The sequence below is a fragment of the Sphingomonas larreae genome, from assembly GCF_051400595.1.
Classification (GTDB): Bacteria; Pseudomonadota; Alphaproteobacteria; order Sphingomonadales; family Sphingomonadaceae; genus Sphingomonas.
Genome location: NZ_JBLFFI010000001.1, coordinates 880852 through 898115 on the forward strand (window position 1 = coordinate 880852; position 17264 = coordinate 898115).

General features: G+C 71.3%; 13 protein-coding genes and 2 pseudogenes. All 15 read right to left on the minus strand.

Going from position 1 to position 17264, the window contains the following annotated elements; genetic code table 11:
• Window positions 1-8: 8 nt before the first annotated feature.
• The 15 genes and pseudogenes from ACMGDM_RS03855 to ACMGDM_RS03925 all read right to left on the minus strand — a co-directional run bounded on the left by ACMGDM_RS03855 (window position 9) and on the right by ACMGDM_RS03925 (window position 17263).
• Window positions 9-395, minus strand: coding sequence for a hypothetical protein (locus ACMGDM_RS03855; protein WP_436802793.1), 387 nt, complete (start codon window positions 393-395; stop codon window positions 9-11).
• A 10-nt stretch (window positions 396-405) separates the two neighbouring features.
• Window positions 406-1071 carry an endonuclease III gene (nth, locus tag ACMGDM_RS03860; RefSeq protein ID WP_436802794.1) on the minus strand — a complete coding sequence of 222 codons (666 nt, stop codon included), beginning with the start codon at window positions 1069-1071 and terminating at the stop codon, window positions 406-408.
• Window positions 1068-1796, minus strand: coding sequence for a 4-hydroxy-tetrahydrodipicolinate reductase (gene dapB / locus ACMGDM_RS03865; RefSeq protein WP_436802795.1), 729 nt, complete (start codon window positions 1794-1796; stop codon window positions 1068-1070). Before dapB ends, nth begins: the two co-directional genes overlap by 4 nt.
• Window positions 1797-2098: 302 nt before the next feature.
• Window positions 2099-3610, minus strand: coding sequence for a cell division protein FtsZ (gene ftsZ / locus ACMGDM_RS03870; protein WP_436802796.1), 1512 nt, complete (start codon window positions 3608-3610; stop codon window positions 2099-2101).
• Window positions 3611-3727: 117 nt separating this feature from the next.
• Entirely contained in the window at window positions 3728-4987 is a 1260-nt protein-coding gene (gene ftsA / locus ACMGDM_RS03875) for a cell division protein FtsA (protein ID WP_436802797.1), read from the minus strand.
• Window positions 4988-5011: 24 nt separating this feature from the next.
• Window positions 5012-5986 carry a cell division protein FtsQ/DivIB gene (locus tag ACMGDM_RS03880; RefSeq protein WP_436802798.1) on the minus strand — a complete coding sequence of 325 codons (975 nt, stop codon included), beginning with the start codon at window positions 5984-5986 and terminating at the stop codon, window positions 5012-5014.
• Window positions 5983-6951: pseudogene (locus ACMGDM_RS03885) on the minus strand (D-alanine--D-alanine ligase); the annotation flags it as partial. The gene ACMGDM_RS03880 and the pseudogene ACMGDM_RS03885, both read right to left, overlap by 4 nt.
• Before the next feature lie 219 nt (window positions 6952-7170).
• Window positions 7171-8097 (minus strand): annotated as a pseudogene (murB, locus tag ACMGDM_RS03890) (UDP-N-acetylmuramate dehydrogenase); the annotation flags it as partial.
• Complete coding sequence (murC, locus tag ACMGDM_RS03895) at window positions 8052-9470, minus strand: UDP-N-acetylmuramate--L-alanine ligase (protein ID WP_436802799.1); 1419 nt, start codon at window positions 9468-9470, stop codon at window positions 8052-8054. The gene murC and the pseudogene murB, both read right to left, overlap by 46 nt.
• Window positions 9467-10627 (minus strand): undecaprenyldiphospho-muramoylpentapeptide beta-N-acetylglucosaminyltransferase, encoded by a 1161-nt coding sequence (gene murG / locus ACMGDM_RS03900; RefSeq protein ID WP_436802800.1) that lies wholly within the window; start codon window positions 10625-10627, stop codon window positions 9467-9469. The genes murC and murG overlap by 4 nt, the downstream gene beginning before the upstream one ends.
• Window positions 10624-11838: an FtsW/RodA/SpoVE family cell cycle protein gene (locus ACMGDM_RS03905; RefSeq protein WP_436802801.1), complete on the minus strand. Its 1215-nt coding sequence runs from the start codon at window positions 11836-11838 to the stop codon at window positions 10624-10626. The genes murG and ACMGDM_RS03905 overlap by 4 nt, the downstream gene beginning before the upstream one ends.
• Entirely contained in the window at window positions 11835-13307 is a 1473-nt protein-coding gene (gene murD / locus ACMGDM_RS03910; RefSeq protein WP_436802802.1) for a UDP-N-acetylmuramoyl-L-alanine--D-glutamate ligase, read from the minus strand. Before murD ends, ACMGDM_RS03905 begins: the two co-directional genes overlap by 4 nt.
• Window positions 13308-13362: 55 nt before the next feature.
• Window positions 13363-14433 carry a phospho-N-acetylmuramoyl-pentapeptide-transferase gene (gene mraY / locus ACMGDM_RS03915; protein ID WP_436802803.1) on the minus strand — a complete coding sequence of 357 codons (1071 nt, stop codon included), beginning with the start codon at window positions 14431-14433 and terminating at the stop codon, window positions 13363-13365.
• Window positions 14434-15804, minus strand: coding sequence for a UDP-N-acetylmuramoyl-tripeptide--D-alanyl-D-alanine ligase (locus tag ACMGDM_RS03920; protein ID WP_436802804.1), 1371 nt, complete (start codon window positions 15802-15804; stop codon window positions 14434-14436). It abuts the gene before it with no gap.
• Window positions 15805-15847: 43 nt separating this feature from the next.
• Window positions 15848-17263 (minus strand): UDP-N-acetylmuramoyl-L-alanyl-D-glutamate--2,6-diaminopimelate ligase, encoded by a 1416-nt coding sequence (locus ACMGDM_RS03925; RefSeq protein WP_436802805.1) that lies wholly within the window; start codon window positions 17261-17263, stop codon window positions 15848-15850.
• Window position 17264 lies beyond the last annotated feature (1 nt).

Consider the following 17264-nt stretch of genomic DNA (forward strand, 5'->3'; position numbering starts at 1 on the left):
GCGCCGCGCTACCCGCTTTTCGCGTGGCGGCGCGCGATCGTCACTGGCTGGAACGGCGCCAGCCCACAGCTTGCGCCGCGCATCCCGCCGGTCGCATATAGAACGGTGATGATGTCCTGCGCGCACAACTGCCCTATCGAGGTAGCGTAGCCGAAGCGCCGCTCAAAGCCGAGCCCGGGACAGGCCTGGGGCAAGGTCACGCGGTAATAACGATTGTCGACGGTGTGGAAGTCGATCACGCGGTCGCTGCGCACCAGGCTCTCGCGCAGCGCGGCGATCGGCACGCAGGTGCGCGCCTCTCCCACCGCGACCGCCTCGGGGACCGCCGGCCCGCCGTCGCGCGCGAGCGCCGCGCCCGAGAGCAGCACCAGCGCCATCGCGAACCATCCGCGCATCGCCGCCTCCTCAGCCCGCCCGCGCCACGATCCGCTCCTCCGGCGGCGGGGTCTTGGGCTTGAACGCGCAGAGATCATGCTCGATGCAGCGCCAGCATTCGGGACGGCGCGCCTTGCAGACATAGCGGCCGTGCAGGATCAGCCAGTGATGCGCATGGACGCGGAACGGCGCGGGCGTCACCGCGTCGAGCTTCTTTTCCACCGCCAGCACGGTCTTGCCCCGGGCCAGGCCGGTCCGGTTGCCGACGCGGAAGATGTGCGTGTCGACCGCGAACGTCTCCTCGCCGAACGCGACGTTGAGCACGACATTCGCGGTCTTGCGCCCGACGCCGGGCAGCGCCTCCAGCGCGGCGCGGTCGCGCGGCACCGCGCCGCCGTGCTGCGCCAGCAGCGCCTCGCTCAGCGCGATCACGTTCTTGGCCTTGGTGTTGAACAACCCGATGGTGCGGATGTGCTGCTTGAGACCCTCAAGGCCGAGCGCCACCATCTTCGCGGGCGTGTCGACCTCGGCGAACAGCGCGCGCGTGGCGCGATTGACGCCCGCGTCGGTCGCCTGCGCCGAAAGCACCACCGCGACCAGCAACGTGTAGACGTTGACCGACTCGAGCTCGGTTTCGGGATGAGGGTTCGCCTCGGCCAGCCGCCGATAGAATTCGGCGACCTCGCGCCGGGTCACAGCCCCAGCACCTCCGCCATCGCGTAGCGGCCCGGCGCGCGCCCGGCGAGCCACAGCGCCGCCTTCACCGCGCCGCGCGCAAAGAGGCTGCGGTCCTCGCCACGATGGTTGAGCTCGACGCGCTCGCCCTCGCCCGCGAAGACGACCGAATGATCGCCCACCACCGAGCCGCCGCGCAGCGAGGCGAAGCCGATCGTGCCCTCGCTGCGTGCGCCGACCAGCCCGGCGCGGCTATCGACGCGCACCTCGGCCAGCCGCGTGCCCCGCCCCGCCGCAGCGGCCTCGCCGAGCAGCAGCGCGGTGCCCGATGGCGCGTCGACCTTGTGGCGGTGGTGCATCTCGACGATCTCAATGTCCCACTCGGCGCCGAGTCGCGCCGCTGCCTCACGCACCAGCGTTTGCAGCAGCGTGACGCCGAGCGAGGTATTGCCGGTCTGCAGCACCGGGATGACGTCGGCGGCCTGTTCGATCAGCGCGTGATGGGTCGCGCCCAGACCGGTGGTGCCGATCACGATCGCTGTCCGGGCTGCCACCGCGGCGGCGAGATGCGGCTCGAGCGCGGCAGGCGTCGAGAAGTCGACCAGCACGTCCGCCGCCTGCGCGAGCGGCAGCGGATCGCCACCGGCGTCGACGCCCCCTGCGATCACGCACCCCTCCGCCTCGGCGATGGTGGCGATCGCGCGCCCCATCCGGCCGTTGCTGCCATAGATGCCGATGGCGGTCATGTCGCGTCACTCATTGGGTTCGGAGCACGCGCCTTGGCACGGTACAGGCGGGAATGACAGTCGCGCGGTGACCAAAGCCGGGACAGCCACGGCGGCGGCGACCGGCGGGCCGGCGCGCGAAAAAACACGGTCAGAGAGCGGGACCCAGCCAGCAGCGCCGGAGCGCGCCGACGCCGCGCGCATCGTCCAGATCGTCGCGCCGCGCAGCGACGCCATCGACACGGGGGTGGGGCCTCCCCTTCACCGCTTCCGCGCCGGCAGGGCGCGCCCCGGCACGGCGGGGCGCCCCCTGCCGAATCGGCTTACTGGTTGTTCTGGCGGTGCAGGAAGCGTGGCAGGTCGCCGCCCTCGCCCTCATCGGTGCGGCCGCCGGCGTTGCGCGTGGCGTTCTGCATCCGCTCGAACAGCGTGCCGCCCAGCTTGACGCGCGGCTGCGGCGGCGCTTCCTCGTTCTCGCCACCCGGCGCGAGGAAGCGGCGGCGCGCGGCGTCGCCCGTCGACGCCTGGGGTGCCGGCATCAGCGAATCGGCGCCGAGCAGCAGTTCGTCGTCCGCCGGGGCGGCCGGCGCGGCCGGAGCGGGTTCGACGATCGGACCGGACGTGGTCGGCGGCACGCCGTGCGCCATCGCGCCCGCGGCGGCGCCGCTCGGCTGCTGCGGCGGCACCTCGCTGGCGGGCTGATAGGCGGTGGGGATCGGCGCTGGTGCCGGCGTCGGCGCGGCGGTCGGCTGCGACGCAGGCGACGGCGCAGCCGCGCTCGGCGCAGCGTCCGTGCGGCGCGGCGCAGAGAAGCTGAAGGTGCGCGCGGGCTCCGCCGTGGCGGTGCTCGCCGGCGCGGCCGTCGCGGCGTTGTTCTCGATCCCGGTGGCGACCACCGAGACGCGGATCTTGCCCTCCAGCTCGGGATTGAACGCGGAGCCCCAGATGATGTTGGCGTCCGGATCGACCAGCTCGCGGATATGGTTGGCGGCCTCGTCGACCTCGAGCAGGCGCATGTCGTCGCCGCCGGTGATCGAGACGATCACGCCCTTGGCGCCCTGCATCGACACGCCGTCGAGCAGCGGGTTGGCGATCGCCTTCTGCGCCGCGATCAGCGCGCGATCATCGCCCTCGGCCTCGCCGGTGCCCATCATCGCCTTGCCCATCTCCTGCATCACCGAGCGGACGTCGGCGAAGTCGAGATTGATGAGGCCGGGCATGACCATCAGGTCGGTGATGCCGCGCACGCCCTGTTGCAGGACCTCGTCGGCCATCTCGAACGCCTGTTTGAAGGTGGTGTTGGCGTTGGCGACCAGGAACAGGTTCTGGTTCGGGATCACGATCAGCGTGTCGACGAACTTCTGCAGCTCTTCGATGCCCGCGTCGGCCGACTTGGCGCGGCGGTTGCCCTCGAAGCTGAACGGCTTGGTGACGACGCCGACGGTGAGGATGCCCATGTCGCGTGCCGCCTTGGCGATCACCGGGGCGGCGCCGGTGCCGGTGCCGCCGCCCATGCCCGCGGCGATGAAGCACATGTGGCTGCCCTCGAGCAGGCGCGACAGCTCGTCGATCGTCTCTTCCGCGGCGGCGCGGCCGATCTCGGGGCGGCTGCCCGCGCCCAGGCCCTGGGTGATCTTGGCGCCGAGCTGGATCTTCTGCTCGGCATCCGACTGTTTGAGCGCCTGCGCGTCGGTGTTGGCGACAAGGAACTGCACGCCCTGCACGTCGGCGCGCATCATGTTGGCGATGGCATTGCCGCCGGCGCCGCCGACACCCACGACGGTGATGCGCGGGGTGAGATCGTCGAGGTCGGGGGTGATGAATTCGATGCTCATCGCGTGCTTACTCCGTCCGCCCCGCACCGCCGTCACTCGCGGGGGTAATTTCTACCGATGTGCAACAACGAGACGCCGGGTGAAAGAGGAAACACCGCGAAACGCCCTGTAGCCGCGTCAATAATTTGCCTTGGCCGCCTGCACGAGCTTCCAGAAGCCGCGCAGCCCGCGCTGGCGATGGACCATCTGCTGCGTCGGCACGAGCCCGCGCAGATCGATCGGATCGCTCGCCGCGAAGAAGGCCAGCCCGGCCAGCGTCGCGAAGCCCGGCCCGGAATGCGCCTCGGGCAGCCCGGTCAACCCGCGCGGCCGGCCGACGCGGACCGAGCGGCCCAGCGCCTGCTGCGCATAATCAGCGATGCCCTTGAGCTCCGCCCCGCCGCCGGTGAGCACCACCTGACGCCCGACCGGCCCCTCGAACTTCAGTTCCTTGAGCGCGGCCTGGATCTCGCTGGTGAGATGCTCCAGCCGCTGCCGAATCACCGCGATCAGCGCCGCCTTGGTGATCTGCAGCGCCTCCGAATCCTCGTCGTCGGTGCGCTCCCGAATCGTGACCATCTCGTGATTGTCGCGCGGGGAGGCATTGGCCGAGCCGTGGAAGCATTTGATCCGCTCGGCCTGAAGCCGCGTCGTGCCGAAGGCGGAGGCGATATCGTCGGTGATATCGGCGCCGCCATAGGGGATCGACTTGAGCCCGACGAGCATCGAGCCCGCGAACAGCGAGACGTTGGTGATCCCCGCACCGATCTCGACCAGCGCGACACCGAGGTCACGCTCCTCCGCGCTGAGACAGGCCAGGCCGGTGGCGACCGGTGCCGCGATGATCGACTTCACCTCGAGGTGCGCGGAGCGGACGCACAGATCGAGGTTGCGCACCGGCGAGCCATCCGCGGCGATGACATGGATATGGACGCCAAGCCGGTCGGCGTGGAGCCCGAGCGGCTTCTTCACCCCGGTCAGTCCGTCGAGCGTGTACAGCGCGGGCTGCGCGTGGAGCACCATGCGGCCCTGCGGATCGATCGACTGGCGCCCCTCCTGGAGCAAGGCGTCGATATCGGCCTGCTCGATCCGCATTCCGCCCAGCTCGGCCTCGATGAAGGCCTCGTCGCTCACCAGCCCGCCGGCGGAGAAGCCCGCCCAGACGTTCTCGATGTTGAAGCCCGCGATCCGCTCGGCCTGCTCCACCGCCTCGCGCACCGCCACTTCGGTCGCGTCCATGTCGGCGATATAGCCGCGTTTGACGCCGCGGCTCTCGCGCTGGCCGGTGCCGAGCACCACCAGCTCGCCGCCATCGCCCTTCTGCGCGATCATCGCCGACACTTTCGACGAGCCGATATCGAGCGCGGTGATCAAACCGTCCGGTGCTGCCTTGGCCATGTCGTCCCCCTCATCCGTTCGTCGTCACGCCTCGACGACGCGCGTCGCTTCCCTCGCGCGCGCCGCCGTGGTCTCGTTGCCACCGCCCTGATCGGTGGTATTGCCCGCCACCGCATCGGCGGTGCCATCGTCCTGCAAGCGCTGGTGCAGGTCCTGCCCGGGCTTGCGCGCCACCAGTTTGGCGGGGTCGCGCAGATCGAAGCGGACCCAGCCCTTGCCGAGCAGCGAGCGCGCGCCGTCGAGCTGCGCGAACTTGATCAGCGCCTGCGCCGCGCCGTCCTGCGGCAGCGCCAGCGTCTCGCCGGTGTCGAACGTCAGGTCCCACCGCCGATTGCCGACCCAGGTGGCGGCGCGCACGCGGGGCTTGAGCGCGGGCGCGGCGGCGAGCAGCGCCTGGTAGCCCGCCTCCTGCCGGTCCGCGCCCGGGCCGATCACCAGCGGCAGATCGGGCATATGCGCGGGATCGACCGGGGCGAGCAGCCGCCCGGTCCCGTCGATCAGCGTAAGCTGGCCATTGTCCTGCCAGATCGCGGCGGGCTCGCGCTCGGTGATGTGGATCAGCAACCGGTCGGGCAGCCGCCGCGCGACATAAGCGTCGGCGATCCAGCCATAAGCGAGCAGTCGCTCGCGCACGCGCGCGAGATCGACGCGGAGCATCGCGCGGCTCGGCTGATCCTCCAGCGCGATCGCGTAGACGGTCTCGCGGTCCATCCGCTTGAGCCCGGTGATGTCGACCTGCTCCACCTTCAGCCCGGCGGTGCCCGCCGCCTCGGCGATGCCGGTGCCGATCGCCTGCGGCACGCCCAGCAGCGTCGCGAGCGAGAGCGCCGCCGCGCCCGCGCCGCCGACCAGCGTCCAGGTCACCGCCCGACGCAGTGTCTCCTCGCTGACCGGAAGGCGCGCGATCAGCCGGTCGCCAATCGATGCCTTGGGCGCGCGCCGCCGGCTGTTGACCGCGCGCCGCGGTGGCGGGGCGCCGCGCTTGATCGTGCGGCTCACCGCGCCGCGTCCTTCGCCCGCACGGCCGCTTTCGGTGCGGGCAGCCGCATCGCGGCGTCGACGATCGCCTGCACCAGCTCGGGGTAGCTCATGCCGGTGTGGCGCGCCTGCTCCGGCACGAGGCTCAGCGCGGTCATGCCCGGCTGAGTGTTGACCTCCAGCAGGAACAGCCCGTCGACGCCGCGCTCGTCGTCCCAGCGGAAGTCCGAGCGGCTGCACCCGCGGCAGCCGAGCACGCGATGCGCCTGGAGCGCCAGCGCACCGCACGCCTCGGCGATCTCGTCCGGCACCGGCGCGGGGAAGAGATGGTCGGTCATCCCGTCCGTGTATTTGGCGTCATAATCGTACCAGCCCGACTTGGGACGCAGCTCGGTGACGCCGAGCGCGCGCGGGCCGTCGGCGCCGTCGAGCACCGCGGTGGTCAGTTCGCGCCCGCGAACATAGGGCTCGGCGAGCAGCTCGGCGAACTCCTGCCACGGCCCCGCGGTGTCGCGCCCGATCGGGAGGCCGTAATTGCCGCCCTCGGTGACGATCGCGACGCCGACCGACGAACCCTCGTTGACCGGCTTGAGGACATAGGGACGCGGCAGCGGGTCGGCCTCGAACACCTCCGCCGACTGGACGATGCGCCCACCCGGCATCGGCACGCCCGCGGGTACGAGCACCTGCTTGGTCAACACTTTGTCGATTGCGATCACCGAAGTGGCGAGCCCCGAATGGGTGTAGCGCAGCCCCATCAGCTCGAGCAGGCCCTGAACGCTGCCGTCCTCCCCAGGCGTGCCGTGGAGCGCGTTGAAGACGAGGTCTGGCGCCGCCGCGGCGAGATCGGCGGCGACGCTCGGGCTGAGGTCGACGCGGGTGACGCGGTGGCCGAGCGACTCCAGCGCCTCGGCGACGCCGGCGCCCGAGTTGAGCGACACCTCGCGCTCGGCCGACCACCCGCCCATCAGGACCGCGACATGGAGGCGACGATAATCCTCCCCGGCACGGGGAGGGGGACCGCCAGCCGCAGGCTGGTGGTGGAGGGGGGCTTCCGCGGACGGAGCGCTTCGTGGAAAGCCCCCTCCACCACCGTGCTCCGCACGGCGGTCCCCAGCAGCGGGTTGATCATGCGCCGCATGATCAAGGATCGTCCGGGGGAAGATCCGACCCGCTGTTCCTTGCAGGGGAGGAATGATACCGTCACCCACGCGTTGTATCTCCCATTCCAGTTCGACGCCGCTCGCGGCCTTGACCCGCGCGCGCACGTCCTCGCCCAGCGCCTCGATCTCGGCGCTGCTCGCCGCGCCGAGATTGAGGAGGAAGTTGGTATGCTTCTCGCTCACCTGCGCGTCGCCCCGGCGCAGCCCGCGGCAGCCGGCGGCGTCGACCAGCTCCCATGCCTTGGCGCCCGGCGGGTTCTTGAAGGTGGAGCCGCCGGTGCGCGACCGCAGCGGCTGGCTCGCCTCGCGCGCCGCGGCGATGCGGTCCATCTCGGCCTGGATCGCGGCGGGCTCGCCCGGCATGCCGCGGAAGGTCGCTCCCACCACCACCGCCCCGTCGGGCAGCGCCGAGTGGCGGTAGCTGTAGCCCAGCTCGTCGCGCGACAGCGTCCGCCGCGTGCCGTCGCGCAGCACCACCTCGGCCTCGACCAGCACGTCGGCGGTCTCGCGACCATAGGCGCCGCCGTTCATCCGCACGAAGCCGCCGACCGTGCCCGGGATGGAGCGCAGGAACTCCACCCCCGCCACGCCGGCGTCGCGCGCGGTCGAGGACACAAGGATGCCGCTCGCTCCGCCGCCGCAGCGCAGCCGCGAGTCGCCGATCGGTTCCACCTGCGCGAAGGCCTTGCCGAGCCGGATCGTTACGCCCGGCACGCCGCCGTCGCGCACGATCAGGTTCGAACCGAGCCCCAGCGGCAGCACCGGCACGCCCGGGTCGAGCGCGGCGAGGAAGGCAGCGAGATCGTCCGCGTCCGCGGGCTCGAACAGCCAGTCGGCCGCGCCGCCGCTCTTGAACCACACGAGCGGCGCCAGCGCGGCACCGGCGGTGAGCCGCCCGCGCACCGAAGGGAGCGTGGCGACGCTCACCGCCGCTGCGCCTCGATCGCGCCGGCGAGCCCCGCCGCCCATTTGGTGATGTCGCCCGCGCCGAGGCAGACCACCTGATCACCCGCGCGCAATTCGCCCGCGAGCGCAGCGGCGAGCGCGGCGGCGTCCTTGACCAGTTCGGCCTGGCGATGGCCCCGGTCGCGCAGCCCCGCCACCAGCGCGGCCGAGTCGACGCCGGGCACCGGCGCCTCGCCCGCGGCATAGACCGGCGTGACATAGACGAGGTCGGCGTCGTTGAACGCGCCGCGGAACTCCTCCATCAGATTGCCGAGCCGCGAGTAGCGATGCGGCTGCACCACCGCGATCACCCGACCCGGCGCGGACTCGCGCGCGGCGGCGAGCACCGCGCGGATCTCGACCGGGTGGTGGCCGTAATCGTCGACGATCGTCGCCGCGCCGCCCTCAAGCGCGACCTCGCCCACCTTGGTGAAGCGACGCTTGACGCCGGAGAAGCGCTCGAAGCCCTTCTGGATCGTCGCGTCGTCGATGCCGAGCTCGAGCGCGACACCGATCGCGGCGAGCGCGTTCTGGACATTGTGGCGGCCGGGCATCGGCAGGTCGATACCTTCGATCGAGCGCACCGCGCCGTCGCGCGCGCGCACCTGTGCCTCGAAGCGGTTGCCGCCGGGATAGGGCGCCACGTTGACGCCGCGCACGTCGGCCGAGGCGGCGAAGCCATAGGTGACGATGCGGCGGTCGCGCACGCGCGGGATCAGCGCCTGCACCTCGGGATGGTCGAGGCACAGCAGCGCCGCGCCGTAGAAGGGCACGTTCTCGACGAACTCGACATAAGCGTCCTTGGCGCGGTCGAAGCTGCCGTAATGGTCGAGATGCTCGGGATCGATGTTGGTGACCACCGCGATCGTGCCGTCGAGCCGCAGAAAACTGCCGTCGCTCTCGTCCGCCTCGACCACCATCCAGTCGCTCGCGCCGAGCCGGGCGTTTGAGCCATAGCTGTTGATGATGCCGCCGTTGATCACGGTGGGGTCGACCCCGCCGGCGTCGAGCAGCGCCGCCACCATCGATGTGGTCGTGGTCTTGCCGTGCGTGCCCGCGACCGCGACGGTCGACTTCAGCCGCATCAGCTCGGCGAGCATCTCGGCGCGACGGACGACGGGGACGCGGTTTTGCAGCGCCGCCTCCACCTCGGGGTTGCCGCGCTTCACCGCGGTGGAGGTGACCACCACCGCCGCCCCCGCGACGTTCGCGGCGTCGTGCCCAATCGTCACCTTGATGCCGCGCGCGCGCAGGCCCTCGACGACATAGCCCTCGGCGACGTCCGAGCCCTGCACGCTATAGCCGAGATTGTGCATCACCTCGGCGATGCCGGACATGCCGATCCCGCCGATGCCGACGAAGTGGATCGTCCCGATATCGGTGGCGACTCCCCTCATGCGAACGCCTTGCGCTGCACGACCCGGCCGACCGGCAGCCGCGACTCGGGCGAGTCGAGGCTCTCCACCAGATCGGCAAGGTCGCTCGCCGCCTCGGGCGTGCCGCAGGCGCGGGCGCGCGCGGCGGCGTTCTGAAGCGCTTCCGGGTCGAGCCCGAGTTTCTGCATCTGCTTGGCGAGCTCGCTGGGAGTGAAGGCGGATTGCGCGATCGTGCGCGCGCCGCCGGCGCGGGTGATCTCGCGCGCATTGGCGGTCTGGTGGTCGTCGGTGGCGCTGGGGAGCGGCACCAGGATGGCGGGGCGCCCCGCCGCGGTCAGCTCGGCGATGGTCGAGGCACCCGCGCGCGCGATCACCACATGCGCCCAGCCGAGCTGCTCGGGAAGGTCGGGCAGATAGGTGGCGAGGTCGGCCGCGATCTCCAGCCGCGCATAGGTTTCGCGCGCGGCGTCGATGTCCTCGATCCGCGCCTGATGCGTCACCTGAAGGCGGCGGCGGAACGCGACCGGCAGCATCGCCAATCCCTCGGGCACCACCTGGCTCAGCACCGATGCGCCCTGGCTGCCGCCGGTGACGAGCACGCGAAAGATGCTGTCCTCGTCGAGCAGCGGATAGGGCTTGGCGCGCAGCGCGAGCACGCTCTCGCGCACCGGGTTGCCGACATGGTGCGCCTTGGCCTGGTGGCGCGGGCGCAGCCGCTCGGTCTCGGCATAGCTGGTCGCGATCGCGTCGACCTTGCCCGCCACCAGCCGGTTGACCCGGCCGAGCACCGCATTCTGCTCGTGCACCGCGGTGCGGATTCCCGCCGCGAACGCCGCCGACAACGCGGGATAAGCGGGGTAGCCGCCGAAGCCGATCACCGCGGCGGGCTTGAACGTCCGGTACAGCTCGGCCGCCATGGCGCGGCCCTGCATCATCAGCCGCGCCGCCTTGGCCCAGCCGAGCGGGCCGCCGGCGAAGCGCCCGGCGGGGATGACGTGGGTCTGCACGTCCTCGAACAACCCCGGGAAGCGCACCCCGCGCGCGTCGCTCACCAGCGCGACGCGGTGGCCGCGCTTGGTCAGCTCGGTCGCGAGCGCCGCCGCTGGCACCATATGGCCGCCGGTGCCGCCCGCGGCGAGCACGAAGTGGCGCGGGCGAAAGTCCTGCACGGGCGTCATTCGGCGTTCCATCGCGTGATATAGGGGCTGCGCAGCAGGAACGGGTTGCGCCGCGTGAACGCCAGCAGCAGCCCCATGCCGAGCGACAGCGCCACCATCGACGAGCCGCCGTAGCTGATGAACGGCAGCGTCATTCCCTTGGACGGCGCGAGCCCGGTGTTGACCGCCATCGAGATCAGCGCCTGCGCGCCGAACTGCACCGCCAGCCCCGAGGCGGCGAGCAGCTTGAACGGGTCCTGCTCGTCCAGCAACTTGACGAACACGCGCACCACCAGCGCGAGGAACACCAGCGCCACCACCATGCAGGCGAGCAGCCCAAACTCCTCGCCGATGACGGAAAAGATATAGTCGGTATGCGCCTCGGGCAGGCCGTATTTGACGGTGCCGCCGCCCGGCCCGGTGCCGAACCAGCCGCCCGAGGTAAGCGTGCGATGCGCCGCGTCGGTCTGGAAATGGTCCGCCGCGCCCTCGCCTTCCAAACCGGGGAACAGGAAGGCGTCGATGCGCGCGCGCGCGGTGCTGTAGAACAGATAGGCTGCCACCAGCGCGGCGGGCACCATCGCGACGAAGCCCATGATCACGCGCGTCGGCGTGCCCGCGATCGTGACGAGCGCCAGCCAGATGCAGCAGAAGATCACGGTCTGACCGAAATCGGGCTGGAGCATCAGCAGCACCGCGATCAAGCCGGTGAGACCGGCGGTGATCATCGTCACCGGCAGCTCCTCGTCACGCGACTTGAGCGACAGCAGCCACGCCACCGCGACGACGAAGAAGGGCTTGAGAAACTCGGACGGCTGGAATTGCGCGAAGCCCAGGCCGATCCAGCGCCGCGCACCGTTCACCACCACGCCCGCGAACGGCACGATCATCAGCAGCGCGACGCAGACCGCCGCGCCGATCAGCGACATGCGCCGCGCTGCCGTCACCGGCAGCATCGACACGCCGAACAGCACCGGCAGCGACACGCCCGCCCACAGCAGCTGGCGCCAGAAATAATGCAGCGGTGCGAATTTGAGATGCTCGCCCGAGTAACGCGACGCGCTCGCCGGCGACCCTGCGGCGACCGCGATCAGCCCGATCGCGATCAGGAACAAGGCGAGCAACAGCAGCACGCGGTCGATGTCCCAGAACCAGGTGCCGAGCGGCGACGGGTCGCCGCGACCGCCACGCCCCTTCAGCCCCGCCCGCTGTGCCCTGCTCACGTCGGTCATGCCAGCGCCTCCACTGCCGCGCGGAACGCGGCGCCGCGATGCTCGTAATCACGGAACTGGTCGAACGAAGCCGCCGCCGGCGACAGCAGCACCACCTCGCCGCGTTGCGCCTCGCCCGCGGCGATCCGCACCGCGCGCTCCAGCGTCTCCGCCTCCGCAACAGGGACGTGGTCGCGCAGCAGCGCCGCGAAGCGCGGCCCCGCCTCACCGATCGTATAGGCGCGCACGACGTTGCCGAAATGCGGGACGCAGGCGTCCAGGTCGTCGCCCTTGGCGCGGCCGCCGAGGATCCAGTGGACGCGCGGATAGGCGGCGAGCGCGGGGGCGGCGCTCTCCGGATTGGTCGCCTTGCTGTCATCGATCCAGGTGACGCCGCCCAGCGTCGCCACCCGCTCCATGCGATGGGGCAGCCCGTTGAAGGTCTCGAGCCCCGCTTCGATCGTGGCACGGTCTAGGCCGAGCGCCTCCGCCACCGCGATCGCGGCGAGCGCGTTCTGCGCATTGTGCGGCCCCTGCAACGAGGGCCAGCGCGACTGGTCGAGCGGCGTGCCCGGCGCGATCGTGGTGATCGTCTCCCCGCGGTGCGCGAAGCCCTGCGCGATCGCGGCCGAAGCGGCATCACCCGTGCCGATCACTGCGCGGTGTCGCGGCGACTGCATCGCGAACAGCCGCGCCTTGCTGGCGGCATAATCCTCGAACCCGGCGTAGCGGTCGAGATGGTCGGGGGTGACGTTGAGCAGCACCGCGACATCGCAGTCGAGCGTCTGCGTCAGGTCGATCTGGTAGCTCGACAGCTCGAGCACGTAGACGCCGCCCGCGGGCAGCGGTTCCTGCGCGAGGATCGGCAGGCCGATGTTGCCGCCCATGCGCGCGGGCAAGCCGGCGGCGTCGAGGAGGTGGTGGACCAGCGCGGTGGTGGTCGACTTGCCGTTGGTGCCGGTGATGCCGACGACCCGGTGCGGCGGCAGCTCGGCGCGCGCCCGCGCGAACAGCTCGATGTCGCCGACGATCGGCACGCCCGCGGCCCGCGCCGCCGCGGCGAGCGGGTGCGTGTTGAGCGGCACGCCGGGTGAGACGACCAGCGCGTCGAAGGTGGCGAGGTCGAGGGTGGCGAGATCGGAGATCCGAAGATCCTCCCCGGCAAGGAGCAGCGGGTCGGATCGTCCCCCGAACGAGCCTTGACCATGCGGGGCATGGTCAACCCGCTGCTGGGGACCGCCAGCCGCAGGCTGGTGGAGGTGGGCTTCCTCAAGCGTTGCGCCATGAGGCAAGCCCCCTCCACCCCCCGGCTGCGCCGGGCGGTCCCTCTCCCCGCCAGCGGGGAGGATCTGCTCGCGCTTTGCCGCGTCGCTGTCCCACGCCGTCACGCGCGCGCGGGCGGCGAGCAGCGCGCGCACGGTCGCGGCGCCCGAGCGTGCCAACCCGAGCACCGCATAATGTTTTCCCGCCCAGGCGCGCGCCAGGATCATTGTTCGGGACCGCGGCCTACGCCGGGGTGCGGTGAGGGCGATGACGACATCGCCCTCACCGCAGCTTCAACGTGGAGAGACCGGCGAGCGCCAGCACCAGGGCGATGATCCAGAAGCGGATCACCACCGTGGGCTCGCTCCAGCCGAGCTGCTCGAAATGGTGGTGGATCGGCGCCATGCGGAAGATGCGCTTGCCGGTGCGCTTGTACCAGAACACCTGGATGATGACCGACAGCGCCTCGACCACGAACAGCCCGCCGATGATCCCCAGCACGATCTCATGGTGCGCCACCACCGCGATCGTCCCCAGCGCGCCGCCGAGCGCGAGGCTGCCGGTATCGCCCATGAACACCGCCGCGGGCGGCGCATTGTACCACAGGAAAGCGAGCCCCGCCCCGACCATCGCGCCGCAGAAGATCGCCATGTCGCCCGCGCGCGGCACGTGCGGAATGCCGAGATAGTCGGCGAACTTCACGTTGCCGACGAGATAGGCGATGATCATGAACGCCACCGCGGCGATGATCACCGGCATGGTGGCGAGCCCGTCGAGTCCGTCGGTGAGGTTCACCGAATTGCCGAAGGCCACGATCGTGAAGGCGGCGAACAGCGGGTAGGCATAGCCGAGATCGATGAAATAGCTGTTGGTGAACGGCAGGTAGAGCCCCGAGCCATTCTCCTGCATGATGATCCAGGCGGCGATGCCCGCGATCAGGAACTCGAGCAGCAGTCGCGTCCGCCCCGAGATACCCGCGGTGCTCGCCTTGCGCACCTTGTCATAGTCGTCGAGGAAGCCGATCGCGCCGAAGCCGAGCGTGACGCACAGGCACGCCCAGACGAACGGGTTGGCGAGGTTCATCCACAGCAGGATCGACAAAGTCAGCGCGGTGAGGATCATCAGCCCGCCCATCGTCGGCGTGCCGCGCTTGGCGAGATGGGTCTGCGGGCCGTCGGCGCGGATCGGCTGGCCCTTGCCCTGACGCACGCGCAGCCAGCCGATGAAGCGCGGGCCGATGATCAGGCCGATGAACAGAGCGGTCGCCACCGCCGCGCCGGCGCGAAACGAGAGATAGCGGATGAGGTTGAGCCCGCCGGGGAAACCCAGATGCTCCGCGATCCAGTACAGCACTCAATCCACCTTGTCGGCGAGCGCGGCGACCAGCCGCGACAGTCCGACCCCGTTCGATCCCTTGACGAGCACCGCGTCCCCCGGACGGAGCAGGGCGCGGATCTGGTCCAGCGCCGCAGCGGCATCGCGCACATGGACGAAATCGACCTGCCCCTCAAGCGCCGCGGCGAGCGGCGCCATCGCCTCGCCGACCAGCACGGCCGTTTCGACGCGCGCCGCCGTCACCGCGGGAGCAAGCGCCTCGTGATAGGCCGCCGAGCCGTCGCCCAGCTCGCGCATCTCGCCCAGCACCGCGACGTGACGGCCGGGCTCCTGCGCCAGCACCGCCAGCGTCGCCCGCATCGAGGCCGGGTTGGCATTGTAGCTCTCGTCGATGAGGAGCGCGCGGCCGTCGCCAACCGCGATGTCGCGCCGCGCGCCGCGCCCGGCGAGCCCGCCAAGCTCGGCGAGCGCGAGCCCCGCCAGCGCGAGGTCGGCGCCGACCGCATCGACCGCGGCGAGTATCGCCATCGCGTTCGAGACCCAATGCTGCCCGGGCTGCGCGATCGTCATGTTGAGCTCGCGTACGCCGACGCGGGCGCTGACGAAGGTGCCGCCGCGCGGCGAAGGCATCACCTCGGCGGCATGGACGTCGGCGCGCTTGTCCAGGCCGAAGGTGACGATCCGCGCGGCATACGGCATCGCCGCGGCGATCAGCCGCTCTCGGTGCGGGCTGTCATAAGGGATGATCGCCATCCCGCCGGGTTCGAGCCCCCGGAAAATCTCGCCCTTGGCGTCCGCGATGGCGCTCTCGTCCGGGAAGAACTCGGTGTGCGCCGGCGCGATGGCGGTGACGATCGCGACGTGCGGGCGGACGAGCGTGGTGAGATGGGCGAGCTCGCCGGGGTGGTTCATCCCCATCTCCAGCACCGCATAGTCGCTCGCCGCAGGCATCCGCGCCAGGCTGAGCGGCACGCCGGTATGATTGTTGTAGCTCTTCACCGAGCGGTGCGCGTGTCGGCTCGGGGAGCGATCGAGCGCGGCGAACAGCGCCTCCTTGGTCGAGGTCTTGCCGACCGAGCCGGTGACGCCGATCACCTTGCCGGCCACGCGCGCGCGCGCGGCGCGGGCGAGCGTCTCCAGCGCGGCGAAGGTGTCCGTGACGCGGACCGCCGGGTGTGCGCCATTGCGCGACACGATCGCCCCGGCGGCGCCCTGCGCGAACGCCTGGTCGAGGAAGCGGTGGCCATCGCTATGCTCGCCGGCAAGCGCGACGAACAGGTCGCCCGGCCCTACCTCGCGCGAGTCGAACGCGACGCCGGCGGCGGCGAAGTCGGCGGTGGCGGCGCCGCCGGTCGCGCGCGCAATGTCGGCGGCGGTCCAGAGGCTCATGACACTCCTCCCCGAGCGGAGGTGATTTTGTCCACCACCCCGCTCACGCCGCCATCTCCCGCGCGACCGCGACGTCGTCGAATGGCAGCACCATCTCGCCGACGATCTGCCCTTGCTCGTGCCCCTTGCCCGCGATCAGCACGATGTCGCCCGCCGCCGCCTCGCGCACCGCCGCGGCGATGGCGGCACGGCGATCGCCGATCTCGCGCGCGCCCGGCGCGCCCTTGAGCAGATCGGCGCGGATCGCGGCAGGATTCTCGGAGCGCGGGTTGTCGTCGGTGACGATCACCACGTCCGCCGATGCCGCCGCCACCTGGCCCATCGGCTCGCGCTTGCCCGCGTCGCGGTCGCCGCCGGCACCGACCACCAGGATCAGGCGCGCGGCGACGTGCGGGCGCAGCGCCGCACAGGCCGCCTCGATCGCGTCGGGCGTATGCGCATAATCGACATAGACCGGCGCGCCCGTGGCGGTGATCGCGGCGCGCTCGAGCCGGCCGCGCACCGGCTGGAGCCGCGCCAGGCCGGCGATAGTCTGCGCGACGTCGCCGCCGGTGGCGATCACCAGCCCCGCCGCGATCAGCGCATTGGCCGCCTGATAGCCGCCGATCAGCGGCAGCTGGACGCGGTGCTCGGTGCCGCCGGCGCGAACCACCAGCCCCTGCCCCAGCAAGGTCGGCGTGCGCTCGAGCAGCCGGACGTCGTCGCCGTGCTCGCCCACCGTGACGACGCGGTTGCCGCGCTCGCGCGCCAGGTCGATCACGCGCTCGGACTGGGGATCGTCCGCCCACACCACCGCACTGCCGTCGTCGCTCAGCACCTGCGCGAACAAACGCAGCTTGGCGGTGAAATAGGCCGCCATGTCGCCATGATAGTCGAGATGGTCGCGGCCGAGATTGGTGAAGGCGGCGGCGCGCACCGGCAGCCCTTCGGTGCGATACTGGCTCAACCCGTGGCTCGAAGCCTCGAACGCGACGTGCGTCACCCCCTCGCGCGCCAGCCCCGCGACGTTCGACAGGAAGGTCACGACGTCGGGGGTGGTGAGCCCGGTGACCACGCGCTCTTCCGCGGTGGTGACGCCGAGCGTGCCGATCGAGGCGGCGTGATGCCCCGCCATGCGCCAGAGCTGGCGCGTCATCTCGACGGTGGAGGTCTTGCCGTTGGTGCCGGTCACCGCCACCGCGGTTGCGGGAAACGGCGCGTAGAAGCGCGCGGCGAGCTGCGCGAAGCGCTCGCGCGGGTTGTCATCGGCGACATGGACCGCGCCGTCCACGCGCGCCTGCGGCCGCGCCACCACCGCCACCGCGCCCGCCTCCACCGCAGCGGCGATATAATCCTCGCCGTTGACGCGCAGCCCCTCGAACGCACCGAAGACGTTGCCCGGGGCGACCTTGCGATGGTCGATCGCGAATCCGGTGACGGTAGCGGCCTCGTCGCCGCCGGTGAGCGCGCCCAGCCTCATC